This window comes from Limnohabitans radicicola, from assembly GCF_014837235.1.
GTDB lineage: Bacteria > Pseudomonadota > Gammaproteobacteria > Burkholderiales > Burkholderiaceae_C > Limnohabitans_A > Limnohabitans_A radicicola.
This window is the reverse complement of the sequence record NZ_JACYFT010000001.1, coordinates 150,890-174,295: the sequence shown is the minus strand read 5'-3', so window position 1 is coordinate 174,295 and position 23,406 is coordinate 150,890. Positions and strand designations below refer to the sequence as shown.

Sequence of the window (23,406 nt, the reverse complement as noted above, 5' to 3'; positions counted from 1 at the left end):
TTGCCAAATGCCCTTTGGCACATCGCCTGGTTGGGTGTTACTGCGCATGTGTGAGACCTTAAACCCAAGCCGTCCGAGGCGACTGCAAAGCCTGCGCCCAAGCCGTCAGGTTTTTCCAGAGTGTCTTGGGGGGCGTATGGGTGCGCTGAGCCACTTCTTCCAGGCCAGAAACGATCAAGGGTAACGGTGCTTCGTCGAGCAGGGTGGACACCTGGGGCAGCAGTGCATCGGGCAGCTCACCGCTGACCAGCGCCTGCGCCAAAGCATCGGGCATGAGCGCTGTTTTGTAACTCACGCTGGCGGTTTGGCTCAGCAAAGCCAGTGCCTTTGTGCGGGGCGTGCGGGTTTGGGCTGTCAGATCCATGCCCAGCAAATGCAGCAAGCCCAACAAACGGTGCGTGCCCAGATCGACCAGGCTGCCGTTTTCCAGCTGGTTGATGGTGGCTCGCGACAAACCAGACAACCGTGCCAAACGTGCCTGCGACAGCCCCAAGGCTTCGCGGCGGGTTTGAACGATAAGGCCAATGTCAGTGAGATTCATGGCTGCATTGGAGCATGAAGACATAATAAATGTCAAAAATATTTGACATTTATTGGCTGTGCGGAAAGCGCTGTGGCTAAAACCCCGACCCCGGCTCACTCAAAAACGCCAGCTCCTCGGCCGTGGACTTGCGGCCGATGATGGCGTTGCGGTGGGGGTAGCGGCCAAAGCGCTCGATGATGGCTTGGTGGCGCTGCTCGAAGCGCAGGGTGTCTTCGTTACCCAGCTGCGCAAACAGGATGACGGCTTGGGTGTGCACCAGGGCGGACTCGCTGTGCATGTAGGGCATGTAGACAAAGCTGCGCTGCGCCAAGGGCAGGCTGCGGTCTTGCCCACTGGCCACCAGCTCTTGCGCCAGCGCCAAGGCCAGCGCGTCTTGCGCAAAGGCTTGGGAGGTGTCGCGGTACACATTGCGCGAGAACTGGTCGAGCACCAAGATCTCGGCCAATCGCCCCTCGGGCGTGGTGCGCCAGGCAAACAACTCACACCGCGCTGCTGCCGCCAGCGTGGCCCCGAAGCGGGTGCGGATGGTTTCGTCCAAGGCGGGGTCTTTGGCGAAGTGGTGCTTGGGGGTGAGTTCGGTGAACCAGAAGTCGAGGACAGTTTGTGGGTTCATTGCGATAGTGCGGCTGGATGCCGCTAGAGCAGCCATTCCATCAAGCTGCCCGCTTGACAGACAGCTTGACGGTGTAGCCCAGTTGCGCTGCCACATTGACCAGCGCGTCCAGCGTGAATTTGTGAGTACGGCCTTTGACCAGATCGTTCATGCGCGGTTGGCTGATGCCAGCGCGTTTCGCGGCCTCGGCTTGGGTGATGTCGAGTTTGAGGATGACCTTGCGGATGTGCGAGACCAAGTCGGCGCGCAGCAACAGGTTTTGTGCTTCGGCAAAGCCGAGATCGTGGAAGACGTTGTCGCTGCCAACGACCATGTTCAGTTTGTTGCTCATGACTGATTGCCTGCCTTTCTTGTGTTCAGCAATGCGTTGTAACGGTTGTGCGCCAACTCCAAATCGGGGGCGCTGGTCTTCTGCGTCTTCTTGACGAAAGCATGCAGCACATACACCGCCTCTGAAAATTTGGCCACGTAAATCACCCTGTACTGGTTGCCTGCTCGCACCCGGATCTCGAAAACGCCAGCGCCCACGGTCGTCATGGGTTTGAAGTCGCTGGGCATCAAACCGTTTTGAATCTGCCGCAACTCCGTACCCACCATGGCCCGAGCTTCATCGGGAAATTCTCTGACCGCATTGAGACTGGTGCCGAGCCACTGGATGCGTTTCATTTTATATCCGTTTTGATAATTTCATGCGGGCTGTGGTGTGGTTCCGACAATAACCCTCCATCGCCAGAATAAGGTAAAAATGAATACAAAGAAAATCTATTTATGTTATTTTTTTACCTTTTATAAGTGCTTTATGCTCCACCGCGTGTGAAGCTGTTCATCCGTTTTGTTGCCCCTATCTATGTCCATCGACTCCAACCAAATCGTTTACGTGTTGACCAACCCCGCCATGCCAGGGCTGATCAAAATTGGCATGACCACCCAAATGGAGGTGGAAGCGCGGATGAAGCAGCTTTACAGCACTGGTGTGCCTGTGCCTTACGACTGCGCGTTTGCGTGTCAAGTCAAAGACGCAAGCGAAGTGGAGCGCGCTTTGCACTATGCGTTTGGCAAAGATCGGATCAACCCGAACCGGGAGTTTTTCCGAATCGAGGCGGACCGGGTGATCGCGGTCTTGAAGCTTTTACAGGTCGAGGACATCACCGACGCGGTGGAGAAAACCATTGAAGCGGACACCGACGCGGCAGACAAACAATCCGCAGAGGTGATGAAAGAAGCGCGTCGCCCACGCATGAATTTTCATGAGCTGGGCATCCCCAGCGGCTCGGTGCTGGTCTTCAAAGACGGCAGCCGCCAAGCCACAGTGGCGAGCGAGAAGAAGGTGATGTTTGAAGGGCAAGAATGCTCGTTGTCGGCAGCCACTCGCGTCGTTTTGGGTTTGCCCAAAGACTACGCGATTCAGCCCTCACCACACTGGACCTTCAACGGCAAGTCGTTGCACGAGATCTACGACGACACACACAGCGGCCAAGAATGACCTGAGCCCGCCCTTGATATGTTTGCCTGGATCGGGTGAAGTTCAAGAGCAGTCAGTTGGTGTGTGCCACTAACCAACTGAAATTGCTCGCCGCCGACGGCAAAAAATACCTGACTGATCTGGCCGACACCGAGCAAATCTTGCGGCTCATCCAGACCAGCCCCAGCAAGCGGGCCGTGCAAGATTACCGATCGGCCTACAACGACATCCGCGATTGGCTGCGCCGCCAACGCGAAGGCCAGCAACCCGAGCAGTCCAGCGTCGATTGGGACGATGTGGTGTTTGAGGTGGATTTTCTCAAGTCGCAAGAGATCAACCTGGACTACATCCTTGAGCTGATCTTCGACAACAACAAAAAGGTCAAGACCAAAGCCGCCTTGGTTGAAGAGGTGCGCCGCGCCATTCGCGCCAGCTTGGGCAACCGTGCCAAAGAAAGCCTGTTGGTGGACTTCATCAACCAGACGGACCTGAGCCAGTTCGACGACAAAGCCAGCGTGATCGAAGCCTTCTTCACCTTTGCGCAAGCCGAACAGCTGCGCGAAGCGCAAGAGCTGATCAGCTCAGAAAACCTGAACGCCGACGCCGCCAAGCGTTACATCGTCCACTCACTCAAGCGCGAATACGCCAGCGACAACGGCACCGAACTCAACGCCATGCTCCCCAAAATGAGCCCCCTGAACCCGCTGTACCTGACCAAAAAGCAAACCGTGTTTCAGAAGGTGGCTGCGTTTGTGGAGAAATTTAAGGGGGTTGGTGGGGCGATTTGATAGGTTTACACAGTTTTGGCCATCTTTCTGCGCGAGCTTGTTGAAGAAAATCTGGGTATGTTGCCGAAGCTGCGTTGCTCCCGGGGCCGGAGGCTGTCCTGACAGCTTGTCCGCAACTCTTGAGTCAGCACCAAGGCACACGCGGCCCATGAAATGTGTTGGACGTGCCGTTGTAGGCGTTGCGTGAGAACTGTTCGTGCACCTATGGACGTTTGTCTTCGCTTAAAAAATAAATTTACATATGATGGATCGGTTTCTTTACACCGCCATCTCTTGGATATGCACCTAGTTTCCTTGCGTTTGATTCGAAAGGTTGCCCCACTTTGGGTTGTGTGAATGAACTAATTGCATTGAACAAAAAATAAATCACCCGATTCAGATCGAATCAAGTCGGAAGAATGCTCAGAAAATTTAAGATCTTCAGCATCAAATTTACCGGAACAAAAAAGAAAGTCTAATGTTGCTCCTTTAAGGGTAAAGCTGACAGCTGGGTTTTTAAATGGATAGCCGTAACGTAGCTGAATTACTCCGTCGGCGGCTTTAAATTTCGGATTTATTATTGCACCCGATTTTGTTTCTATTGATATTGAAGATAGCACAGATAATATACAAAGAATGATCTCGTTCTTTGTTTCTAAGTCGACTGGCTTTAGTCGATTTATTTTAAAAATACCCGCATGAAAATTAAGTGATCCGAAAAAATCACTATAGATCTCATTTGAATCAATTAGTGGTTTTTGAAATTCAATAGTGTAAAAAACACCCTTGAGATATTTGAGGACTTTGCCGGAGGGATCTGGTTTATTATTCCTGTTGTAAAATTTATTTTTCTTATCTAAGATGTAATATTTTTTGATCTCTGTCCCATGTATATCAAGAATTGCCTCAAAGACACGTTGAGGAAATTTTAGTGCATTAACAGATTTCGATTGATTGAAATTTTCTTCCTCAATGAAGTTTGAAATAACTTCCATTGATGCTATTTTTTCAAGTACGTAACCTCTATCTCTTTTATGGTGCGCCACAAAATTGGAAATTTCAAGTGTTAGTGGCCAATTTTGATTAGCATCAGACCATCTTACGGCAGAGTAAAAATCTGTCAGTGTTGAAGTGTCAAATGATTTTGAGTTGATTTTTTCAATGGTTGTATAAATTTTGGATTGCAACTTTGGATCATCCATGCTCACTCCTTAGAATGGATGAATGTTAACTTATTAATCCAATATTTTGAAAATTCGGATTAATTTTTACTTCCAAAGTCAACCTTACTTCCCCCAAGAATCTTTCAGCCCAGTCACTCGGTTAAACACCGGCTTGGCGCCCGCCACATGATCCAGGCGATCCGCCACAAAGTATCCAAAGCGCTCAAACTGAAACTTCTGGTCCGGCTGCGCCCCGGCCAGTGATGGCTCCACATAGGCTGTGACCACTTTCAGGCTGTCCGGGTTGAGCGACTGCAAGAAGTCTTTGCCGCCCGCATCAGGATGCGCTTCGGCAAACAGGCGGTCGTACAGGCGCACTTCAGCTTGCACGCCGTCGGCCACGCCCACCCAAGTGATGGCGGCTTTGGCTTTGACGCTGTCGGCGCCGGGGGTGCCGCTCTTGGTGCCGGGGATGACTTTGGCGTGCACTTCGGTGACGTTGCCCGCCGCGTCGCGTGCGCAGCCGGTGCATTCGATCACGTAGCCGCCCTTCAGGCGCACCACGTTGCTGGGGAACAGGCGTTTGTAGCCCTTGGGCGGCACTTCTTCAAAGTCTTCGCGCTCGATCCACACTTCTTTGCCGATCTGGAACGTGCGGTCGGCGGGTGGCGTTTGGCCCTCGGCAATCGCGCTGTGGGGCAGGGCGGGTTGGGTGCAGGCCTCGGTGTAGCCGTCGCTGCCAAAAGCCTCGGCCCAGTTGGTCAGCACGAGCTTGACCGGGTCGAGCACGGCCATGCCGCGGTGGGCTTTGTTTTCCAGGTCTTCGCGCAGGCAGCCTTCGAGCGTGCTGTAGTCGATCCAGCTGTCGCTTTTGGTCACGCCAATGCGGTCGGCAAACAGGCGCAGGCTCTCTGGCGTGTAGCCGCGGCGTCGCAGGCCCGCGATGGTCGGCATGCGCGGGTCGTCCCAGCCGCTGACTTTGCCTTCATTGACCAATTGCGCCAGCTTGCGTTTGCTGGTGATGACGTAAGTGAGATTCAGGCGGGCAAATTCGTATTGTTTGGGGCTGGGCGCGGCCAGCAGGCCGCATTCGCACAGGCGCTCCATCAGCCAGTCGTAAAACGGGCGCTGGTCTTCAAACTCCAGCGTGCAGATGCTGTGGGTGATTTGCTCCAGCGCGTCTTCGATGGGGTGGGCAAAGGTGTACATCGGGTAGATGCACCATTTGTCGCCCGTGTGGTGGTGGGTGGCGCGGCGGATGCGGTAGATGGCCGGATCGCGCAGGTTGATGTTGGGCGAAGCCATGTCGATCTTGGCGCGCAGCACGGCAGCGCCGTCGGCCAGTTGGCCGTCGCGCATTTCTCGGAATCGCGCCAGGTTTTCTGCGACGGTGCGCGTACGGAATGGGCTGTCCACGCCGGGCTTGCCAAAGTCGCCTCGGTTGGCGCGCATGTCTTCGGCGCTTTGTTCGTCCACATAGGCGTGGCCCGCTTCGATCAAGGCCTCGGCTGCGCGGTACATGAAGTCGAAATAGTCGCTGGCTTGGTAGGGCGCGGCGCTGCCAGCGGCTTGGCCCAATTGCGCCCAGTCAAAACCGAGCCACTTCACGGCGTCGATGATGCTGTTGACGTATTCGGTGTCTTCTTTTTCGGGGTTGGTGTCGTCAAAGCGCAGGTGGCACACGCCGCCGTATTCCTTGGCCAGCCCGAAGTTGATGCAGATGCTTTTGGCGTGACCCACGTGCAGGTAGCCGTTGGGCTCGGGCGGAAAGCGGGTGCGGATCTTGGCCGGATCGGGCTCGCCCTTGGCGTGGTGGGCGGCGTCGCCGGGGCTGCCTGCCCAGCGGCGGCTGGCGTAGGTGCCTTTGTCCAGGTCGTTTTCGATGATTTGGCGCAGGAAGTTGCTGACTTTGGTGTCGGCTGCGGCGTTGCAATCGGTGGCTTTGGCGGTGGGGGAATTCATGCCGTGATTTTAGGGGTTGGATCGGGGCCAGCCGGGATCCACGGCACAAGCCGAGGGGCACTTGCCCTGCAAGGGGGCATTAGAATCCTTTGACTGCGCCAGAAAAGCCCTCTTGGCTCTTTGCCTCCCGCGCAGCAAAACATTCCCAACCCCTTTGCAGCATCTGGCCCCAGCGGCCCAATGCTTGCTGACTTTCTGCCGATCGGGCCCATCCGTGCGTCACCATTTCCGTTCGCGAGAGGCCGCCATGCCTTTCATCATGCTGGCTGTGCTCATCGACATGGCGGCCATTGGCATCATCATCCCGGTTTTGCCTGCGTTGGTGGGCAGTTTTTCCAGCAGCCAGGCCGACCAGGCCTATTGGTATGGCGTGGCGGCGGTGTCTTTCGGGGTGTCCAACTTTCTGGCCTCGCCCGTGCTGGGTGCTTTGTCAGACCGTTATGGGCGGCGGCCTGTGTTGTTGCTGGGCTTCATGGGGCTGGGCGTGAGCTTTTTTGGCACGGCCATGACCACCTCGCTGTGGGGGCTGATCGCGGTGCGCACCGTGGGCGGCGCGATGCAGGCCAATGCGGCCATTGCCAACGCCTATGTGGCCGACATTTCTGCCCCGGAGCAGCGCGCCAAGCGCTTTGGCTTGCTGGGCGCCATGATGGGGCTGGGCTTCATCATCGGCCCGGTGCTGGGCGGCTTGCTGGGCGCGGTCAATCTGCATTTGCCGTTTTATGTGGCGGGCAGCCTGACCTTGCTCAACTGGCTGTACGGTTATTTTGTGCTGCCCGAATCCTTGCCTGCTTCGCAGCGCAAGCCGTTCAGTTGGCGCACGGCCAACCCGGCCACCTCGCTGCGCAAGCTGGCGCAGCTCAAGGGGGTGGGGCCGCTGGTGGGCGTGGTCGCGTTCAGCGGGCTCGCCCAGTTTGTGCTGTACACAGTCTGGGTGCTCTACAACAGCTTCAAGTTTGGCTGGGGCCCGAAAGAAAACGGCTGGTCGCTCGCCGTGGTGGGCATCGTGGCGGTGCTGGTGCAGGGCGTGCTGATGGGCCGTTTGCTCAAGCGCTTTGCACCGCAGCAGCTGGCCATCATGGGGCTGGTGTCGTCGGTGGTGGCTTACACCCTGTGGGGCGCGGCCACCGAGGGCTGGATGATGTACGCCGTCATCGCCTTCAACCTGCTGGGCGGCACGGTGGCGGCATCGGTGCAAAGCATGATTTCTTCAGCGGCTGACAGCAAGAGCCAGGGCCAGACCATGGGCGCGGTCAGCTCTCTCAACGGCCTGATGGCCGTCGTTGCGCCCATGCTGGGCGCGCCTTTGCTGGCCATGGTGTCGCACCTGCCGCAAGGCGACTGGCGCATTGGCGCGCCGTTTTTCTTTTGCGCTGCTTTGCAGCTGGCGTCGTTGGCGCTGGCGGTCATGCACTTGCGCAGGCACCGCCGGGCGCGCCTGCACCATGCCTGAACAGGGTTTGACCGCTCAGGCCTGTAGCTGCTTCATTGAATGAACGGGCTGCCAAAGCGGCTGTCGGTGTTGAGCGTGGTGTCGGTCAGGGTGTGCAGGAAGGCCACGATGTCGGCTTGCTCTTGCGCGGTCATGCCGATCCCGCCAACGGGCAAGCGGTTGTCGCGGGCAGGCCCGGCCTGGATGCCGGTCGCGTAATGCGCCAAGACTTGCTCCAGAGAGCTGAAGCGGCCGTCGTGCATGAAGCGGCCTGACAGTGCCACGTTTTTGAGCGAGGGCGATTTGAAAATTTTGGTCTCGCCCTGGTCCAGCCCGTTGCTTCTGGAGTTGGGGTCGAGCGCAAATGTCGGGGGCTGATGGCAACCCGCACAACCTTTACCGCCGTTGTTGGGGCCCTGAATGAACAAGGCGCGTCCTCGGTCTTGCGCTGCCGTGAAGCGGTCCGCCGCAGGGATGTTGTTGCCCGCCAATGAGCGGCCAAAGTTTTGTGGGCTGTTGGTGTTGCCATTGCTGGCGTAGACCACGGCATAGGCGCGGTCCCACTGGCTGTTGGCCGAGACCATGCTGCGTTGAAATTGCGCCAGTGCGTTTTGAATGCGCGTTTCGGTGATGGTGCTGTCGCCAAACGCCCATTTGAACAATTCGGGGTAGTAAGGCAAGGTTTGCATCTTGGTCAACAGCGCCGCCAAGCCCCCATGCGTGGCGTCAAATCCCATCTCTGTGGCGTTTTGTATCGGGTCGGTCGCCTGGTCTTCGATGCTGGTGGCGCGTTTGTCCCAGAACATGCTGTTGCCCTGGTAGAAGGCGATATTGCCCAAGCGCATGGCGTGCGCTGTGGTGAGGCCTCCGGCAAACCCCGTGCTGAACTGGGCGAGGTCCACAAAGCCATTGGCTTGGCTGTGGCACGAAGCACAGGACTTGGTGTTGTTGAAGCTCAAACGGACATCGTTGAACAACACACGGCCCAGCGTGGCGCCTTTGTCGGTGGTGACATTGGCGGCGGTTTGGTTGCTGGTGGCCAACACGCTCGCGTCGTAATGGGCAGGCAGCGCAGGTGATGCGTAGTTGAGCGGTGTACTCAAATCCAGAGAGGTGTAGGCCGTGACGCCCGGGTACGGATTTGCAGGGGTCGTGTCTGATGCTGTGTTGCCACCACCGCCACCGCATGCGCTCAGCACAACGCTGCTGAGGACACACAGCCCTCGGCGCAAGCGCTTGGATGAGAACAAAGAGGGGTCAATAGAGTCGTTGGTCATTGCAGATCCTGGGTGAGATCTGGCTAATATAACGAGTACCAATTAATTCAATATGTATGTTCTGCAAAGTCGTGCAGCTTTTGGTTAAAGCCAGCCGAGCCAGTCGTGCCAAATCACTTGGCCCAAGTAGCGCGAGGGCAGCAGTGTGAATGCGCCAGCGACCAGACAGGCTCCGATGTAGAGGCTTTGCATTGTTTTGCGGTGCACTTCGAGTTCACGTCTGGCCAGTGCACGAAATGCCATGAACAAGCTCACCAGCGTGACCGGAATCAGCAGATGAATGGGGGTGTAACCCCCCACATTGGGCAGATTGAAGTCGCGAATGAACAGGGCACTGATGGCCGCGACCAACATCAGCGTGGTCCATGCATAGCCCAGTGCACGGTGCAACCATGGTTTGATGCGTTGACCCAGCCTCGCCCACAAAACGATGGGGCCAATCAGCAAGGCGCCGATGGCGGCACTCATGTGCACAGCGATGGTGTGGGTCAGTTGCATGGCAGGCAGGACAAAAAACAGCTTGAAGCGGATTTTGGCATGTCGATGCTGCAGTGATAATCCACTTCAGTTTTCAGGAGCGTTTGTGGACACCGTTTTGCTGCTCAAAGCCGCCGTGATGGGGCTGGTCGAAGGTTTGACCGAGTTTTTGCCGATTTCTTCAACGGGGCATTTGATCCTGGCCGGGGCTTTGCTGGGCTTTGACGATGACAAGGCCAAGGTGTTTGACATCGCCATCCAGACAGGTGCCATTTTTGCGGTGATCCTGGTCTATTGGGAAAAAATCCACGCGACCATCAAGGCGCTGCCATACCGCGAAGAAGCGCAGCGCTTCGCGTTCAATGTGTTCATTGGCTTTGTGCCTGCGGTGGTGCTGGGCTTGCTGCTGGGCAAGGCGATCAAGGCGCATTTGTTCACGCCTTGGGTGGTGGCCACCACCTTCATCATCGGTGGCTTCATCATTTTGTGGGCCGAGCGCCGCCCTGCCAGCTCGGTGCGCATCCGCGCGGTGGAGGACATGCGCGGGCGTGACGCGCTCAAGGTGGGCTTGGTGCAGTGCCTGGCCATGATTCCGGGCACCAGCCGCAGTGGGGCGACCATCATTGGGGGCATGCTGCTGGGTTTGTCGCGCAAAGCGGCGACCGATTTTTCTTTCTTTCTGGCGATCCCCACATTGATCGGTGCAGGGGCTTACAGCCTCTTCAAAGAGCGAGCGTTGCTGTCGATGGCCGATGTGCCGCTTTTTGGCGTGGGGCTGGTGGTGTCGTTCATCAGCGCCTGGGTGTGCGTGCGCTGGTTGCTGCGTTTCATTTCAAGCCACAGCTTTGAAGTGTTCGCTTGGTACCGCATCGTCTTTGGTCTGGTGGTGCTGGGCACCCACTACACAGGTTGGGTGACCTGGGCAGCCTGAGCCGTCCGGAGCGTTGACTCCCTCAAACGCCCAGGTTGCGCAGCGAGGCTTCTATGGCCGCTGCCGTGGCCAATGGCTTTTCCATCGGCACCAGGTGGGAGCCGTCCAGCATCATGACGCGGCCTTTGACCACTTGCTGGGTCAGCTCGGTGCCTGCTTGGCGCATTTCTGCCGAGTGCGTGCCACCAATGAAAGCCACGGGGCATTTGAGTGGGCGGCGCTTGAGCAGGCTGCTCAGCTTGTCGGGCAGGGTGTTGTAGATCGCGGTTTCGATCTCGCGGTCAAAACTCAGGTAGCGCTGGCCGTTGTGGTCGTGTGTGCCGTGCTCCACATAGTCGCGCAACACCTGCGGGTCCCAGTGGGCAAAGGCTTTTTTGTGCTGAAAGCTCTCCAGAGCCGCTGCCTTGCTGGGCCAGTGGTTGCGCCGCTTTTGGCTGATGCGCCCCGGTGACAGAGCGCCGATCAAGGGCGTGCGCTTGGCCAGGCCCAGCGTGGTGGCGCGCCAGCCGCCCAGCACGGGGGAGTCGATCAGCAGCACACCACGAGCGAGTTCCGGGTGGCGTGCAGCGCACATGAGACTCAATATGCCGCCCAGCGAGTGACCCACCAGAAAGGCAGGCTCGCCCGAGCCTTGTTTTTGGCGCGCAAAGTCGGCCAACTGTTCCACCAGGTGTGGCCAGTTGTTGGTGACTGGGTATTTCGGATCGTGTCCGAATTTTTCAAGCGCATCGACCTTGAAGCCGCGCTGGCGCAAGCTGTCCAGCATGACCCGGTAGGTGCTGGCTGGAAAGCTGTTGCCGTGCGAGAAGATGATGCGCGCAGGGGTGGGCATCAGATCAGTTTCTCGTCAGGCGTGGTGATCTTTTTGAGCAAGGTGTTGCGCGCGGCGGGCACCATCAGGGGCACATCGGTGGCACCACCATGCCACATCGGGTCTTCGATGCTGTCGAACATCTGGCGCAGCTTGTCGCCCCAGCTCGAGCGCAGCATCTGAAAGTAGGGGTTGTGCTCATCGATGCACATGATGCGGTCGGTCTGCAGGCTGCCAGCCTGGTAGACCACCATGTCCAGGGGCAGGCCCACCGACAGGTTGGACTTGAGGGTGGAGTCCATCGACACCAGCGCGCATTTGGCCGCTTCGTCCAAGGGGGTGTTGGGCGTGATCACGCGGTCGAGCACCGGTTTGCCGTATTTGGATTCGCCGATCTGGAAGTAGGGCGTTTCGTCGGTGGCTTCGATGAAGTTGCCGGGTGAATAGACCTGGAACAGGCGCATGCCCTCGGTGCCGATCTGGCCGCCAAAAATCATGGACACGTTGAACTCGACACCTGAGGCCTTGAGGGCTGCCGCATCACGCTCGTAGACCCGGCGCACGGCCGCACCCAGCACGCGGCAGGCATCGAACATGCTCTTGGCGTTCCAGATGGTCAGCGGTTCGTCCTGGCCGGGTTCGACCAGTTTTTCGATCTGCAGCACCTCGCGCACCGATTGCGAGATGCTCAGGTTGCCCGCCGACAGCAGCGTCATGAAGCGGTCGCCCGGCTTCTCGTAAATGATCATCTTGCGGAAAGTGCTGATCTGGTCGAGCCCCGCATTGGTTCGGGAGTCGGAGAGGAACACCAGTCCGGCGCGGGTTTTGACGGCAACGCAATAAGTCATGGGTTATTTTTTGGGCAGCAGGCGCTGCAGACTGTACAGGGCATCGAGCGCCTCACGCGGGCTCAATGCGTCGGGGTTGATCTGGGCCAAAGCGGCTTCCACTGCAGTGGGGCCAGTGACTTCGGCTTCGGGGGGCGGTGCGAACAGGTCCACCTGGGCGCGGGCATCCTGGGCGCCCGATTCGAGCGCCTGCAGGGTGTGGCGGGCGTGGTTGAGCACGGCCGCAGGCATGCCCGCCAGACGGGCGACCTGCACGCCGTAGCTGCGGCTGGCGGGACCGGGTTGGATTTCGTGCAAAAACACGATGTCGCTGCCCGACTCGGCGGCGCTCACGTGCATGTTGACGGCCGCCGTGTGCGTGGCCGGGAACTCGGTCAGCTCGAAGTAGTGTGTGGCAAACAGGCCAAAGCACTGCACCTTGTTGTGCAGGTGGGTGGCGATGCCGCTGGCCAGGGCCAGGCCGTCAAAGGTGGAGGTGCCGCGCCCGATCTCGTCCATCAGCACCAGGCTGTGGGGCGTGGCGCTGTGCAAAATTTGCGCGGCTTCGGTCATCTCCAGCATGAAGGTCGATTGGGCGTTGGCCAGGTCGTCGGCCGCACCGATGCGGGTGTGGATCGCGTCGATGGGCCCCAGGCGGCAACTGCTGGCGGGCACGTGGCTGCCGATGCTGGCCAGAAGCACGATCAGTGCCACCTGACGCATGTAGGTCGATTTGCCGCCCATGTTGGGGCCGGTGATGATCTGCAGCCGCTGGCGTGGGCCCATCACCGTGTCGTTGGCGATGAAGCTGCCGCCAGACAGCTCGGCCAGACGCGCTTCTACCACCGGGTGGCGGCCAGCGCGGATGTCGATGCAGGGCTCGCGGGTGAATTCGGGCGCGCACCAGTTCAGGGTGATGGCGCGCTCACTCAAGGTGCACAGCGCGTCCAGCCCGGCCATGGCCTGGGCCAGGCCAGTCAGGGCAGGCACAAAGCTCTGCAGCTGGTCGAGCAAGCCTTCGTAGAGCCACTTCTCGCGGGCCAGCGCCCGCTCTTGCGCCGACAGGGCTTTGTCTTCAAAGGTCTTGAGTTCGGGGGTGATGAATCGCTCGGCGTTCTTCAGCGTCTGGCGGCGGCGGTAGTCCTCAGGCACTTTGTCGAGCTGGCCTTGCGTGACCTCGATGTAAAAGCCGTGCACTTTGTTGAACTGCACGCGCAGGTTGGCGATGCCGGTGCGGGCCCTCTCGCGGGTTTCCAGGTCGAGCAGAAAGCTGTCGCAGTTGGTCTGGATGGCGCGCAGCTCGTCCAGCTCGGCGTCCAGCCCCGGGGCGATCACGCCGCCGTCGCGCACCAGCGCGGCAGGTTCTTCGAGCAGCGATTGGCCCAGCAATGCCGCGCAGCCTGCAGGCGGTGTGAGCCAGCGCGCCAGGCGGGCCAGCAGCGTGCCCTCTGGCGGGGCCAGTGTTTGCAGTGTGTGGGCCAGACCATCGGCGCGTTCGAGTGCAAAGCGCAGGGCGACCAACTCACGCGGGCGCACCTGGCGCAGCGCGGTGCGGGCGGTGATGCGCTCCACGTCGCTGGCGCCCTTGAACTGTTCGCGCAAGGTGCTCCAGGCGCCGCTGGCCTGCAGTTGGGCGATGGCGGCCAGGCGCTCCTGGGACTGGGCGCGGTCGCGCTGGGGGCTGAGCAGCCAGCCCTTGAGCATGCGGCTGCCCATACCGGTCATGCAGGTGTCGAGCAGCGAAAACAGGGTAGGGGAGTCCTCGCCGCGCAAGGTCTGCACGAGTTCGAGGTTGCGGCGGGTGGCCGGGGGCAGGTCGATCAGCGTGTCCGAGCGCTGCACGCGGATGCTCTGCACATGCGGCAGGTTGCGGCCCTGGGTGTGCTCGGCGTAGGTCAGCAGCGCGCTGGCGGCGGCATGCGCGTCGTGCAGGGTGTCCGCGCTCCAGGCGGCGAGGCTCGCGGCCTGCATTTGTTCCTGCAATTTGCGCTGGCCCAGTCCGGCGTCGAACTGGAAGTCGGGCCGCAGGGCCAGCGACAGGCCCGCACCCCGGTGCTGGGCGCGGATCTGGCGCAGGCGGTCTTCAAAGGTCTGGGTCATGCCCGCGCTGGCCAGCAGCTCGGCCGGGGCGATGCGGTCGATCCAGTCGGCCAGCTCGTCGTGGGCGCATTCGGCCAGGTGGATCACGCCTTGTGTGACGCTCAGCCACGCGAGGCCACAGCGGGCCTTTTTGCCCTGGTGCACGGCCAGCAGCAAGGCTTCGGATTTTTCGCTCAGCAGTTCGCTGTCGGTCAAGGTGCCGGGGGTGACCACGCGCACCACCTTGCGCTCGACCGGGCCTTTGGATGTGGCCACATCGCCGACCTGCTCGCAAATGGCCACCGACTCGCCCAGCTTGATCAGGCGCGCCAGGTAGCCCTCGACCGAGTGGAAGGGCACGCCTGCCATGACCACGGGCTGGCCAGCGGACTGGCCGCGACGGGTGATGGTGATGTCGAGCAGGCGACCGGCTTTTTCGGCGTCATCCCAGAACAGCTCGTAGAAGTCGCCCATCCGGTAGAAGACGAGCGTGTCAGGAAACTCCGCCTTGATGGCCAGGTACTGCTGCATCATGGGCGTGTGCCCTGACTGGTCGGGCGCGGAGGTCTTGGCTGAAGGAGTATCTTTTTGCATCAATGACGAGGCCAATGATCGCGGCGGCGACAGAGGGTGGGCTGCTGCCACCTAGGCAACTCAAATTATCTTTAAAAACAGTGGCAATCCCGGTCTGGGCAGAAATTTATTGTTGTGCCTGTGATGCCCCTTGATTGGACATGCCTTGGGTCCGGCTGTGTGAATTGGTCAACTGATCGGGATCGTGAATTCCTGGACAGTGGTGCCTGGTCTGCCATTTGGCAGGTCAGGGAGGGTGACAGCCTCCCAACCATGCAGCACTGCTGCCCATCCATTCAACGGAGAACACCCATGAGCAACCTTGCACGATTCAACCCCTTCAGCGAACTGCGCGACCCATTCAGCGACGATTTCTTCAAGGGGTTTGCCTTGCGCCCCGTCTACCGCATGATGGAAGGCGAACCCCAGATGCGCCTGGACCTGTCCGAAGACGAGCGCCATTTCTTTGTCAAAGCCGAGATTCCGGGTGTCCGCAAGGAAGACATCAAGGTGTCGGTGGACGGCAATCAGGTGTCGGTGAGCGCAGAGGTCAAAAAAGAGAAGGAAGAAAAAGAGGGCTCCAAAGTGATCCGCAGCGAACGCTATTACGGCAGTGTCGCGCGCAGTTTCGCCTTGGGTGAGAGCGTGGACCAGTCGGCTGCCCAGGCCAAATACGAAAACGGTGTGTTGCAGCTGACCTTGCCCAAAAAGCCCAATGGCCAAAGCCACATGCTCAAGATCGCTTGAGGCCGTGGGTCAGGCCAGTGCTGTGGCGCTGGCCAGTGGCCCCAACCCATCTGGAATGATCAGGAGCAAAAGCATGGGCAAACAACTGACGGCCGGCGAAATTTGCAAGCGCAAGGTCACCGTGGGCTACCGACAAACTTCTTTGGTGGCGGCCGCACAGCTGATGCGCGAAGACCATGTGGGGTCGGTGGTGGTGGTTGACGAAGACAACGGCAGCCGCCGGGTTTGCGGCATGGTGACCGATCGCGACATCGTGATGGCTGTGGTGGCCACAGGCCTCCAAGCTGAGCCCTTGTGTCTGGAGGACATCATGTCGGAGCGGCTGATCACGGTGGCCGAGGCCGATTCACTGACCGACCTGATGCGGGCGATGCGCGACCATGGCGTACGCCGACTGCCCGTGGTCGATGCTCAGGATGAGCTGATGGGCCTGGTCACGATGGACGATGTGCTGAAAATCCTCGTGCGCGAGCTGAACATGCTCATTGGCACGATGGATGCGGCCATTCGGCAAGAGCATGTCCGGCGTCACTGACCCGAAGGCCAGCTCGCGAGGCTCGGGGGCTCAAAACGGTGCGTTGTTGGTGTCGTCAGCGGGGGCGTTGAGCCCAGTGTCTTCGCCTTCGGCAGCTGCGCCACCGCGCTTGAGCGTTTCGACCGCGGCACGCACCGCGGCCTTGTCGCCTGCGCTGGCGAATTTGCTGTATTTGCCCAGGATGCTGACCAACTGGCCGTAAATGCGCGGGGCGCCTGCCAGGCATTCCTTTTGTTCCAGGAAGTCGGACTCGCCCGTGAAGTTGCCCACCAGACCGCCCGCCTCGGTCACGAGCAGCGATCCCGCAGCCACGTCCCAGGGGGACAGGCCGGTTTCAAAGAAGCCGTCGGTGAAGCCTGCGGCCACATAGGCCAGGTCCAGCGCGGCAGAACCGGGACGGCGCAGACCAGCGGTGCGTTGCATCACGTCGCCCATCATGCGCAGGTAGTTGTTGAAGTTGTCGCCCTTGCGGAAGGGAAAACCTGTGGAGATCAGGCACTCCGGCAGGCGGGTGCGCTTGCTCACGCGGATGCGGCGTTCGTTCATGAACGCGCCACGGCCCTTGGTGGCGGTGAACAGGTCGTTGCGGCTGGGGTCGTAAATGACGGCTTGCTCGATCTTGCCGCGCACTTGCAGGGCAATGCTCACGCAGTAAACGGGAAAGCCGTGGATGAAGTTGGTGGTGCCGTCCAGGGGGTCGATGATCCAGATGTGGTCAGCGCCCGGGTTGCCATGCGTGCTGCCCGATTCTTCGGCCAGGATGCCGTGGTCGGGGTAGGCGGTGAGCAGCGTCTCGATGATGACGGCTTCACTGGCGTGATCCACCTCGGTCACGAAGTCGTTGACCTGCTTTTGCGAAATCCGAACGGATTCGACATCGAGGGCCGCGCGGTTGATGATCGCGCCAGCGGCGCGCGCAGCCTTGATGGCCACGTTGAGCATGGGGTGGAGTGTGGACGACATGAATTGTGTGAAGAGCTGGATTGACCAGCGCACGATCGCGCAGGTGAAGTGCGTATTTTCGCATAAATGAACAAATGCTTGGCGCAGGAGATCTAAGGATCCTCCTTGTCTGCTGACGACATACGAAACGCCATGCCCTGAGGGATTCATTTGCTTACTTTGATTGAAGACCAAAGTGAACTTAAGGTGAGATTGAAAGCACAATCCACGGACAGGTCGAAACCAGTCCCAAGGAGCGTTTGTGCTTGATTTTTTGCTGTGGTTGTTGGGCGAAATGCTCATCAATGGTTTGCCTAACCTGCCATTTCTGTTGTTGCGTGAACCCCGCCAAGAGCCCAGAGCCGTGCGGTGGATGATCGATCTGCTGGGGACTTTGGCTGTCGGGGCTTTGGCGGGCTTGTTGTCGGTGGTGATGTGGAGCCATGCCTTGCTGGTTTGGACGCCTTTGCGTTGGGTGAATTTGATCCTCTCGCCTTTTTTGGCGTCGGCCTTGGTGGTGTTGTGGCGCAGGCGCAGAGCCGATGCCACGCTCCATGGACTGATCCGCTCGGGCGCTATGGCGTTTTGCCTCACCCTGAGCCTGGTGGCGGTGCGTCACTTTTCACTGGCCTGAAGCACTGGCCCCAGGACTTGCATGGACAATCGGGGCATGAAAACCCGATTCATCCTGATCGAAACCAGCCATGCCGGCAATGTGGGCGCTGCGGCCCGGGCCATGAAAGTCATGGGCTTTGACGAGCTGGTGCTGGTCAAGCCGCGCTGGCAGAACGTGCTGCGCAAGGAAGAGACCATTCAGCGCGCCAGCGGGGCCAACGACGTGCTGGCCAAGGCCCGTGTGGTCGAGACGCTCGATGAGGCGCTCGACGGGGTGACCCATTTGTGCGCCACGGCCATGACGCCGCGCGACTTCGGGCCACCCACTCGGGCCCCGCGTGAACACTTTGCCGAATTGACCCGACCTGGTGCGCCCGAGCAGTCGGTGGCCTTTTTGTTTGGCTCTGAGCGCTACGGCATGAAAAACGAGGACGTCTACCGCTGCCATGTGGCGCTCTCGATCCCGACGAATCCGACGTTTGGCTCGCTCAACCTGGGCTCGGCCATCCAGGTCGTCGCCTACGACTGGCGCATGGCGCTGGGCGGTTTCCCGGTGCAGGCAGCGGCCAGCCCTGTGGACAGGGCCGATGCCCAGCAGGTAGCGGGCATGCTGGGTCACTGGGAGCAGGCTTTGACCGAGATCGGTTTTCTGGACCCGGCGGCGCCCAAAAAGCTCATGCCCAGACTGAACCAACTGTTCAATCGGGCCGATCTGCAGCCCGAGGAAATCCACATTTTGCGCGGCGTGGCCAAGGTCATGATGGAAGCTGCCCGTCGACCCCCACAAGGGCATTGAGCAAGCGATAGACTTGGAGCCTATGTTTTCCCGCCTTCACGCCGACATCCAGTGCATCCTTGAACGCGACCCGGCCGCCCGCAGCGCCTGGGAAGTGCTCACCTGCTACCCGGGCCTGCATGCCTTGATCCTGCACCGCCGGGCGCATTGGTGCTGGAACCACGGCTTCAAGTGGCTGGGGCGTTTCATTTCGCACATCTCGCGCTGGCTGACAGGTATCGAAATCCACCCTGGTGCCAAGATTGGCCACCGTGTGTTTTTTGACCACGCCATGGGCGTGGTGGTGGGCGAGACCGCTGAAATCGGTGACGGATGCACCATCTACCAAGGGGTGACTCTGGGTGGTACATCGCTCTACAAAGGCACCAAGCGCCACCCGACGCTGGGCAAGGACGTGGTGGTGAGCGCGGGTGCCAAGGTGCTGGGCGGCTTTGTGGTGGGCGATGGTGCCAAGATCGGCAGCAATGCGGTGGTCATCAAGCCCGTGCCTGCCGGGGCCACGGCGGTGGGCATTCCGGCTCGCATCATCCCGTCCAAGGCGGGTGAGAGTGCCGATGTGTCGGGCACCGACCGCAAGTTCAACGCCTATGGCATCACCCAGGAAGACGATCCGGTCAGCCAGGCGCTTCGCGGCCTGATCGACAACGCCGCAGGTCAGGAGCACCAGATCGCCATGCTCTGGAAAGCCGTGGAGCAGTTGTGTGCCCAGCAACAGGTGCAGATGCCCGGTGATGCGGCCCGCAGCGAGACCTTCGAAGCCGACAAGCTCAACGAGCTGGTGGGCAAATGAGCCCCTGGCTCAGGTCAGTCGCTGGCGACTGACCGGCTTTGGGCGCTCAACTCCAGCCGTCTGCGGTACAGGCTTTCGTACCGTTTGAGGGCCTCCGGGTCCTTGCCGCTTTGCGCTTGTGTCAGCGCCTCGGTTTCGAGCTGTTTCAAGCGGTCAATCAGCAACAAATTCAGCAAGCCGCGCAACTCCTGGCGTGCTTCATGGATGTCGGGTGGTGTGGGGTCGTCGCCCGCACCCAAGGCGTGCTGGGCCATCCAGCGCTCGGCCTGCTCGGCAAAGAGTTGGCCTTGCATTTCGGCCTTGAGCGCTGACCAACCCAGGGGGCCGTGTTCGTGGAACTGTGCCTCCATCCAGGCGAACAACATGCCGTGGGGCATGGGCAGCTCGCACAGCATGGCCTGGTCTTCACTGGCCAATGTTTCCCACAAGGCCATGTTGCCCAGCAGCAGGCGTGCGGCGTGGTCGGCGCGGCTGGCGGGCAAGGTGCGTGGCCCGGTGTTGGGCGGTGGCGCGGTTCTGCGCCAGCGGCTGTTGCCCGAGCCTTTGTCGAATTTGCGTGGCCAGCTTTTGGCTGGCGCGCTGGAGCTGGCATAGCCCGCGTATTCCGGGGGCGGCGCAGCTTGCCGGGTTGGCGCGGCTGCTGCGGGCGAGGCAGCAGGCGCAAAGCGCTGGTCGCTGGCCGCTTGCTGGCCCCACAGGCGCTCCAGTCCAGCGGTTTCGAGCTGGATGAGTTGGGCCAGTTCGGCCAGCAGCTGCTGCTTGAGCGCGCCCTCGGGCAACAGCTGCCACAGCGGGCGGGCCTGGCTGGACAGGCGGGCTCGCCCCTCGGCGGTGTGCAAATCGCAGTCGGCGCTGGCCGCTTCGATCAGAAAGCGCGACAGGGGCATGGCCTGTTTGATCTGCTCGGCAAAGGCGTCCTGGCCGAACTCGCGCACGTAGCTGTCGGGGTCGTGCTCGGCTGGCAAAAACAAAAACTTGATGCTGCGCACATCGGTGGCGTAGGGCAGGGCACCGTCGAGCGCCTTGCGGGCGGCGCGGCGACCTGCGCCGTCACCGTCAAAGCTGAACACCACCGAGTCGGTGAAGCGGAACAGCTTTTGCACATGGTCGGGCGTGCAGGCGGTGCCCAGGGTGGCCACGGCGTTGGCAAAGCCCAGCTGGGCCAGGGCCACCACGTCCATGTAGCCTTCGGTCACCAGCACGTAGCCCGCGCTGTGCAGCGCTTCGCGGGCTTCGTACAGGCCGTAGAGCTCGCGGCCTTTGTGGAAGACCGGGGTTTCGGGGGAGTTCAGGTACTTGGGCGTGCCGTCGCCGATCACCCGGCCGCCAAAGCCGATGCATTCGCCCTTGATGTTGCGGATCGGGAACATGATCCGGTCGCGAAAGCGGTCGTAGCGTTTGTCGTCTTCTTCGTTGACGATCACCAGGCCCGATTCGGCCAGCAGCGGGTTGTCGTATTCCGGAAAAACACTGGCCAGACTGCGCCAGCCCTCGGGCGCATAGCCCAGGCCAAAGCGCTTGGCGATCTGGCCGGACAGGCCCCGGCCCTTGAGGTAGGCGATGGCCCGCTGGCTGGTCTTGAGGTGTTCGCGGTAAGACGCCCCGGCTTTTTCGAGCACATCGGTCAGGCTGTCCTGCTTGGCTTTGGCGGCAGCAGCACGGGCACGGTCTTCGGGCGACTGCTGTTCTTCGGGCACCTGCATGCCCACTTGCTGGGCCAGGTCCTTGACGGCCTCGATGAAGGTCATGCCCGTGTGCTCCATCAGGAAGCCGATGGCATTGCCGTTCTTGCCGCAGCCAAAGCAGTGGAAGAACTGTTTGGTGGGGCTGACGCTGAAGCTGGGGGATTTTTCACCGTGGAAGGGGCACAGCCCCATGAAGTTGGCGCCGCCCTTCTTGAGCTGGACGTACTTGCCCACCACCTCGACCACGTCGACACGGTTGAGCAGTTCCTGCAAGAATGACTGGGGGATCGCCATGGGGTGATTGTCGCCCATCCGGCTTCAGCCTCCTGTCAGTCCCATGCATTGAAATCGGCCCCTGAATACCCGAGGAGTACACCGTGAGCAGCATTTACGACCAGGATTTGCCCAAGACGCCCGCCAACCATGCGCCCATGTCGCCCCTGTCCTTCATTGAGCGCACGGCCGAGGTGTACCCCAACCGTCTGGCGGTGGCGCACGGCGATCTGCGCCAGGACTGGGCCACGACCTATGCCCGCACACGCCGCCTGGCCAGCGCTTTGCGCCAGGCAGGCATAGGCAAGAACGACACCGTGGCGGTGATGCTGCCCAACACCCCGCCCATGGTGGAGGCGCACTTCGGCATTCCCATGGCGGGTGCCGTGCTCAACACCCTCAACACCCGACTGGACCCTGAAACCATCGCCTTCATGCTCGACCACGGCGAGGCCAAGGCGGTGATCGTGGACCCGGAGTTTTCGGGCACCATGAAAAAGGCCCTGGCGCTGCGCCAGTCCAAGGCGCCGCTGCTGGTGATCGACGTGGAGGACGCCCTGTACAGCGGCCCCGCCGAAAAACTTGGCACGTTGAGCTACGAAGACTTCGTGGCCGGAGGTGACCCGCTGTTTGCCTGGGACTTGCCTGCTGATGAGTGGGACGCGATTGCCTTGAATTACACGAGCGGCACCACAGGCAACCCCAAGGGCGTGGTTTATCACCATCGTGGGGCGGCGACCAATGCCATCTCAAACGTGCTGGAATGGGACATGCCCAAGCACGCGGTGTATTTGTGGACACTGCCCATGTTCCACTGCAATGGCTGGTGCTTCCCCTGGACGGTGGCGGCGCGTGCAGCGGTAAACGTGTGCCTGCGCCGCGTGGAGCCGCAGGCGGTGTTCGACGCGATCCGCCAGCACGGCGTGACACATTACTGTGGCGCGCCCATCGTGCATGGCCTGCTGGTCAATGCGCCAGCGAGCATGAAGGAGGGCGTGCCCGCAGGTGTCAAGGCCATGGTGGCGGGTGCTGCGCCGCCTGCATCCATGATCGAGGGCATGGAGCAGATGGGCTTTGATTTGACCCATGTGTATGGCCTGACCGAGGTGTACGGCCCGGCCACGGTTTGCGCCAAGCACGAGGACTGGCAGCAGTTGGACATTGGCGAGCGGGCCCGCCTGAACGCGCGCCAGGGCGTGCGCTACCACCTGGAGCGCGATGTGCGTGTGTTGAACCCTGAAACCATGCAGCCCGTGCCGCAGGACGGCGAGACCATGGGCGAGATCATGTTCCGGGGCAACATCGCCATGAAGGGCTACCTGAAGAACCCCAAGGCCACACAAGAAGCCTTTGCTGGGGGCTGGTTCCACAGCGGGGATCTGGCGGTGCAGTACCCCGACGGCTACATCAAGATCAAGGACCGCAGCAAGGACATCATCATCTCGGGCGGCGAGAACATCTCGTCCATCGAAGTGGAAGACGTGCTGTACCGCCACCCCGATGTGCTGGCTGCAGCCGTGGTGGCCAAGCCCGATGCGCGTTGGGGCGAGACACCCTGCGCTTTTGTAGAGCTCAAGGCCGGGGCCACCACCACGCCCGAAGCCATCGTGGCGCACTGCAAGCAGCATCTGGCAGGCTTCAAGGTGCCGCGTGCGGTGGTGTTTGGCGAGTTGCCCAAGACCAGCACGGGCAAGATCCAGAAGTTCGAGCTGCGCAAGCAGGCCGGATCGGCTGCGGCCATTGATGTCTGACGCCTGGCAGGCGGCACCCAGCAAAAAGGCCCCAGCTATGGGGCCTTGTTGACTGTCGGGGAAGCGGGTTCAATCGGCCTTTTTGTGCTTCTTTGAATTTTTGGCTTTCTTGGCCTTGTGGGCCTTTTTCTTGTCGGCCTTTTTGTCGGCAGGCGCTTCGGCTTTGGCCGGGGCGGTCACTGCAGGTGCGGCAGGCGCCACCGCGGGGGCCACAGGTGCCACGGGCGCAGGCATGGGGGCTGCAGTTTGAGCGATGGCGCTGGCGGCCAGCAGGCTCAGGGTGAGTGCGCTGAGTGTCTTGATCATGAAAAACCTTTGAAAAGATGTTCCCCGGAAGGGGAAAACGCATGGCGA

General features: G+C 60.4%; 24 protein-coding genes. 10 read left to right on the top strand and 14 right to left on the bottom strand.

What is annotated here, in order from left to right; all coding sequences use genetic code 11:
* Positions 1-58: 58 nt before the first annotated feature.
* The 4 genes from IC609_RS00890 to IC609_RS00875 form a co-directional block, all read right to left on the bottom strand.
* Positions 59-541 carry a helix-turn-helix transcriptional regulator gene (locus IC609_RS00890; protein WP_191817580.1) on the bottom strand — a complete coding sequence of 161 codons (483 nt, stop codon included), beginning with the start codon at positions 539-541 and terminating at the stop codon, positions 59-61.
* 76 nt (positions 542-617) lie between these two features.
* Positions 618-1,157: a DUF924 family protein gene (locus IC609_RS00885; protein ID WP_191817579.1), complete on the bottom strand. Its 540-nt coding sequence runs from the start codon at positions 1,155-1,157 to the stop codon at positions 618-620.
* A gap of 40 nt (positions 1,158-1,197) precedes the next feature.
* Positions 1,198-1,488, bottom strand: a complete 291-nt coding sequence (locus IC609_RS00880) for a helix-turn-helix domain-containing protein (protein ID WP_225223938.1) — start codon at positions 1,486-1,488, stop codon at positions 1,198-1,200.
* On the bottom strand, positions 1,485-1,823 hold the full coding sequence (locus IC609_RS00875) for a type II toxin-antitoxin system RelE/ParE family toxin (RefSeq protein ID WP_191817578.1): 339 nt from the start codon (positions 1,821-1,823) through the stop codon (positions 1,485-1,487). Before IC609_RS00875 ends, IC609_RS00880 begins: the two co-directional genes overlap by 4 nt.
* Positions 1,824-2,004: 181 nt before the next feature.
* Between IC609_RS00875 and IC609_RS00870 the strand changes: the two genes are divergently transcribed.
* A complete protein-coding gene (locus tag IC609_RS00870; RefSeq protein ID WP_191817577.1) occupies positions 2,005-2,640 on the top strand; it encodes a GIY-YIG nuclease family protein in 636 nt (211 codons plus the stop codon).
* A gap of 59 nt (positions 2,641-2,699) precedes the next feature.
* Complete coding sequence (locus IC609_RS00865; RefSeq protein ID WP_333473612.1) at positions 2,700-3,407, top strand: type I restriction endonuclease subunit R, EcoR124 family; 708 nt, start codon at positions 2,700-2,702, stop codon at positions 3,405-3,407.
* Between the two features lie 341 nt (positions 3,408-3,748).
* Here the strand turns inward: IC609_RS00865 and IC609_RS00860 are convergent, their stop codons facing one another.
* Together IC609_RS00860 and IC609_RS00855 are read right to left on the bottom strand one after the other, a co-directional pair.
* A complete protein-coding gene (locus IC609_RS00860) occupies positions 3,749-4,588 on the bottom strand; it encodes a hypothetical protein (protein ID WP_191817576.1) in 840 nt (279 codons plus the stop codon).
* Between the two features lie 84 nt (positions 4,589-4,672).
* Positions 4,673-6,511, bottom strand: coding sequence for a glutamine--tRNA ligase/YqeY domain fusion protein (locus IC609_RS00855; RefSeq protein WP_191817575.1), 1,839 nt, complete (start codon positions 6,509-6,511; stop codon positions 4,673-4,675).
* 247 nt (positions 6,512-6,758) lie between these two features.
* Between IC609_RS00855 and IC609_RS00850 the strand changes: the two genes are divergently transcribed.
* Positions 6,759-7,964, top strand: a complete 1,206-nt coding sequence (locus tag IC609_RS00850) for an MFS transporter (protein WP_191817574.1) — start codon at positions 6,759-6,761, stop codon at positions 7,962-7,964.
* A 32-nt stretch (positions 7,965-7,996) separates the two neighbouring features.
* On the opposite strand, the gene IC609_RS00845 is transcribed toward IC609_RS00850, so the two are convergent.
* A complete protein-coding gene (locus IC609_RS00845) occupies positions 7,997-9,220 on the bottom strand; it encodes a cytochrome-c peroxidase (protein WP_191817573.1) in 1,224 nt (407 codons plus the stop codon).
* Positions 9,221-9,304: 84 nt separating this feature from the next.
* Positions 9,305-9,718: a DUF2306 domain-containing protein gene (locus IC609_RS00840; RefSeq protein ID WP_191817572.1), complete on the bottom strand. Its 414-nt coding sequence runs from the start codon at positions 9,716-9,718 to the stop codon at positions 9,305-9,307.
* Positions 9,719-9,803: 85 nt separating this feature from the next.
* Here IC609_RS00840 and IC609_RS00835 point away from each other — a divergent pair, with 85 nt between their 5' ends.
* Positions 9,804-10,628, top strand: a complete 825-nt coding sequence (locus tag IC609_RS00835) for an undecaprenyl-diphosphate phosphatase (protein ID WP_191817571.1) — start codon at positions 9,804-9,806, stop codon at positions 10,626-10,628.
* A gap of 22 nt (positions 10,629-10,650) precedes the next feature.
* Here the strand turns inward: IC609_RS00835 and IC609_RS00830 are convergent, their stop codons facing one another.
* Genes IC609_RS00830 through mutS form a run of 3 tightly spaced genes read right to left on the bottom strand, consistent with a single transcriptional unit; the run spans position 10,651 to position 14,939 of the window.
* Entirely contained in the window at positions 10,651-11,460 is an 810-nt protein-coding gene (locus tag IC609_RS00830; RefSeq protein WP_191817570.1) for an alpha/beta fold hydrolase, read from the bottom strand.
* Positions 11,460-12,287, bottom strand: a complete 828-nt coding sequence (locus IC609_RS00825) for a proteasome-type protease (RefSeq protein WP_191817569.1) — start codon at positions 12,285-12,287, stop codon at positions 11,460-11,462. The genes IC609_RS00830 and IC609_RS00825 overlap by 1 nt, the downstream gene beginning before the upstream one ends.
* A gap of 3 nt (positions 12,288-12,290) precedes the next feature.
* Positions 12,291-14,939: a DNA mismatch repair protein MutS gene (gene mutS, locus IC609_RS00820; RefSeq protein ID WP_225223937.1), complete on the bottom strand. Its 2,649-nt coding sequence runs from the start codon at positions 14,937-14,939 to the stop codon at positions 12,291-12,293.
* Positions 14,940-15,230: 291 nt separating this feature from the next.
* On the opposite strand from mutS, the gene IC609_RS00815 reads away from it, so the two are divergent.
* Complete coding sequence (locus IC609_RS00815; RefSeq protein WP_191817568.1) at positions 15,231-15,665, top strand: Hsp20/alpha crystallin family protein; 435 nt, start codon at positions 15,231-15,233, stop codon at positions 15,663-15,665.
* 73 nt (positions 15,666-15,738) lie between these two features.
* Positions 15,739-16,200 (top strand): CBS domain-containing protein, encoded by a 462-nt coding sequence (locus IC609_RS00810; RefSeq protein WP_191817567.1) that lies wholly within the window; start codon positions 15,739-15,741, stop codon positions 16,198-16,200.
* A 30-nt stretch (positions 16,201-16,230) separates the two neighbouring features.
* Here the strand turns inward: IC609_RS00810 and IC609_RS00805 are convergent, their stop codons facing one another.
* Complete coding sequence (locus tag IC609_RS00805) at positions 16,231-17,163, bottom strand: inositol monophosphatase family protein (protein ID WP_225223936.1); 933 nt, start codon at positions 17,161-17,163, stop codon at positions 16,231-16,233.
* 241 nt (positions 17,164-17,404) lie between these two features.
* On the opposite strand from IC609_RS00805, the gene IC609_RS00800 reads away from it, so the two are divergent.
* From IC609_RS00800 to cysE, 3 genes are read left to right on the top strand one after another with little or no spacing between them, the layout of a single operon-like run.
* Positions 17,405-17,776: a hypothetical protein gene (locus tag IC609_RS00800; protein WP_191817566.1), complete on the top strand. Its 372-nt coding sequence runs from the start codon at positions 17,405-17,407 to the stop codon at positions 17,774-17,776.
* Positions 17,777-17,812: 36 nt separating this feature from the next.
* Positions 17,813-18,553, top strand: coding sequence for an RNA methyltransferase (locus IC609_RS00795; RefSeq protein WP_191817565.1), 741 nt, complete (start codon positions 17,813-17,815; stop codon positions 18,551-18,553).
* Between the two features lie 22 nt (positions 18,554-18,575).
* Positions 18,576-19,343: a serine O-acetyltransferase gene (cysE, locus tag IC609_RS00790; protein ID WP_191817564.1), complete on the top strand. Its 768-nt coding sequence runs from the start codon at positions 18,576-18,578 to the stop codon at positions 19,341-19,343.
* 14 nt (positions 19,344-19,357) lie between these two features.
* Here the strand turns inward: cysE and dnaG are convergent, their stop codons facing one another.
* Positions 19,358-21,322, bottom strand: coding sequence for a DNA primase (gene dnaG, locus IC609_RS00785; RefSeq protein ID WP_191817563.1), 1,965 nt, complete (start codon positions 21,320-21,322; stop codon positions 19,358-19,360).
* An 83-nt stretch (positions 21,323-21,405) separates the two neighbouring features.
* On the opposite strand from dnaG, the gene IC609_RS00780 reads away from it, so the two are divergent.
* Positions 21,406-23,052, top strand: coding sequence for an acyl-CoA synthetase (locus IC609_RS00780; protein ID WP_191817562.1), 1,647 nt, complete (start codon positions 21,406-21,408; stop codon positions 23,050-23,052).
* A 69-nt stretch (positions 23,053-23,121) separates the two neighbouring features.
* Here IC609_RS00780 and IC609_RS00775 read toward each other — a convergent pair whose 3' ends face one another.
* On the bottom strand, positions 23,122-23,358 hold the full coding sequence (locus tag IC609_RS00775; RefSeq protein WP_191817561.1) for a hypothetical protein: 237 nt from the start codon (positions 23,356-23,358) through the stop codon (positions 23,122-23,124).
* Positions 23,359-23,406: the final 48 nt, after the last annotated feature.

Bases quoted from the DNA above. Each gene is read 5' to 3' on its own strand.
- IC609_RS00890 (WP_191817580.1), bottom strand. From the start codon at position 541: ATGAATCTCACTGACATTGGCCTTATCGTTCAAACCCGCCGCGAAGCC.
- IC609_RS00885 (WP_191817579.1), bottom strand. From the start codon at position 1,157: ATGAACCCACAAACTGTCCTCGACTTCTGGTTCACCGAACTCACCCCC.
- IC609_RS00880 (WP_225223938.1), bottom strand. From the start codon at position 1,488: ATGAGCAACAAACTGAACATGGTCGTTGGCAGCGACAACGTCTTCCAC.
- IC609_RS00875 (WP_191817578.1), bottom strand. From the start codon at position 1,823: ATGAAACGCATCCAGTGGCTCGGCACCAGTCTCAATGCGGTCAGAGAA.
- IC609_RS00870 (WP_191817577.1), top strand. From the start codon at position 2,005: ATGTCCATCGACTCCAACCAAATCGTTTACGTGTTGACCAACCCCGCC.
- IC609_RS00860 (WP_191817576.1), bottom strand. From the start codon at position 4,588: ATGGATGATCCAAAGTTGCAATCCAAAATTTATACAACCATTGAAAAA.
- IC609_RS00855 (WP_191817575.1), bottom strand. From the start codon at position 6,511: ATGAATTCCCCCACCGCCAAAGCCACCGATTGCAACGCCGCAGCCGAC.
- IC609_RS00850 (WP_191817574.1), top strand. From the start codon at position 6,759: ATGCCTTTCATCATGCTGGCTGTGCTCATCGACATGGCGGCCATTGGC.
- IC609_RS00845 (WP_191817573.1), bottom strand. From the start codon at position 9,220: ATGACCAACGACTCTATTGACCCCTCTTTGTTCTCATCCAAGCGCTTG.
- IC609_RS00840 (WP_191817572.1), bottom strand. From the start codon at position 9,718: ATGCAACTGACCCACACCATCGCTGTGCACATGAGTGCCGCCATCGGC.
- IC609_RS00830 (WP_191817570.1), bottom strand. From the start codon at position 11,460: ATGCCCACCCCTGCGCGCATCATCTTCTCGCACGGCAACAGCTTTCCA.
- IC609_RS00825 (WP_191817569.1), bottom strand. From the start codon at position 12,287: ATGACTTATTGCGTTGCCGTCAAAACCCGCGCCGGACTGGTGTTCCTC.
- mutS (WP_225223937.1), bottom strand. From the start codon at position 14,939: ATGCAAAAAGATACTCCTTCAGCCAAGACCTCCGCGCCCGACCAGTCA.
- IC609_RS00815 (WP_191817568.1), top strand. From the start codon at position 15,231: ATGAGCAACCTTGCACGATTCAACCCCTTCAGCGAACTGCGCGACCCA.
- IC609_RS00810 (WP_191817567.1), top strand. From the start codon at position 15,739: ATGGGCAAACAACTGACGGCCGGCGAAATTTGCAAGCGCAAGGTCACC.
- IC609_RS00805 (WP_225223936.1), bottom strand. From the start codon at position 17,163: ATGTCGTCCACACTCCACCCCATGCTCAACGTGGCCATCAAGGCTGCG.
- IC609_RS00795 (WP_191817565.1), top strand. From the start codon at position 17,813: ATGAAAACCCGATTCATCCTGATCGAAACCAGCCATGCCGGCAATGTG.
- cysE (WP_191817564.1), top strand. From the start codon at position 18,576: ATGTTTTCCCGCCTTCACGCCGACATCCAGTGCATCCTTGAACGCGAC.
- dnaG (WP_191817563.1), bottom strand. From the start codon at position 21,322: ATGGCGATCCCCCAGTCATTCTTGCAGGAACTGCTCAACCGTGTCGAC.
- IC609_RS00775 (WP_191817561.1), bottom strand. From the start codon at position 23,358: ATGATCAAGACACTCAGCGCACTCACCCTGAGCCTGCTGGCCGCCAGC.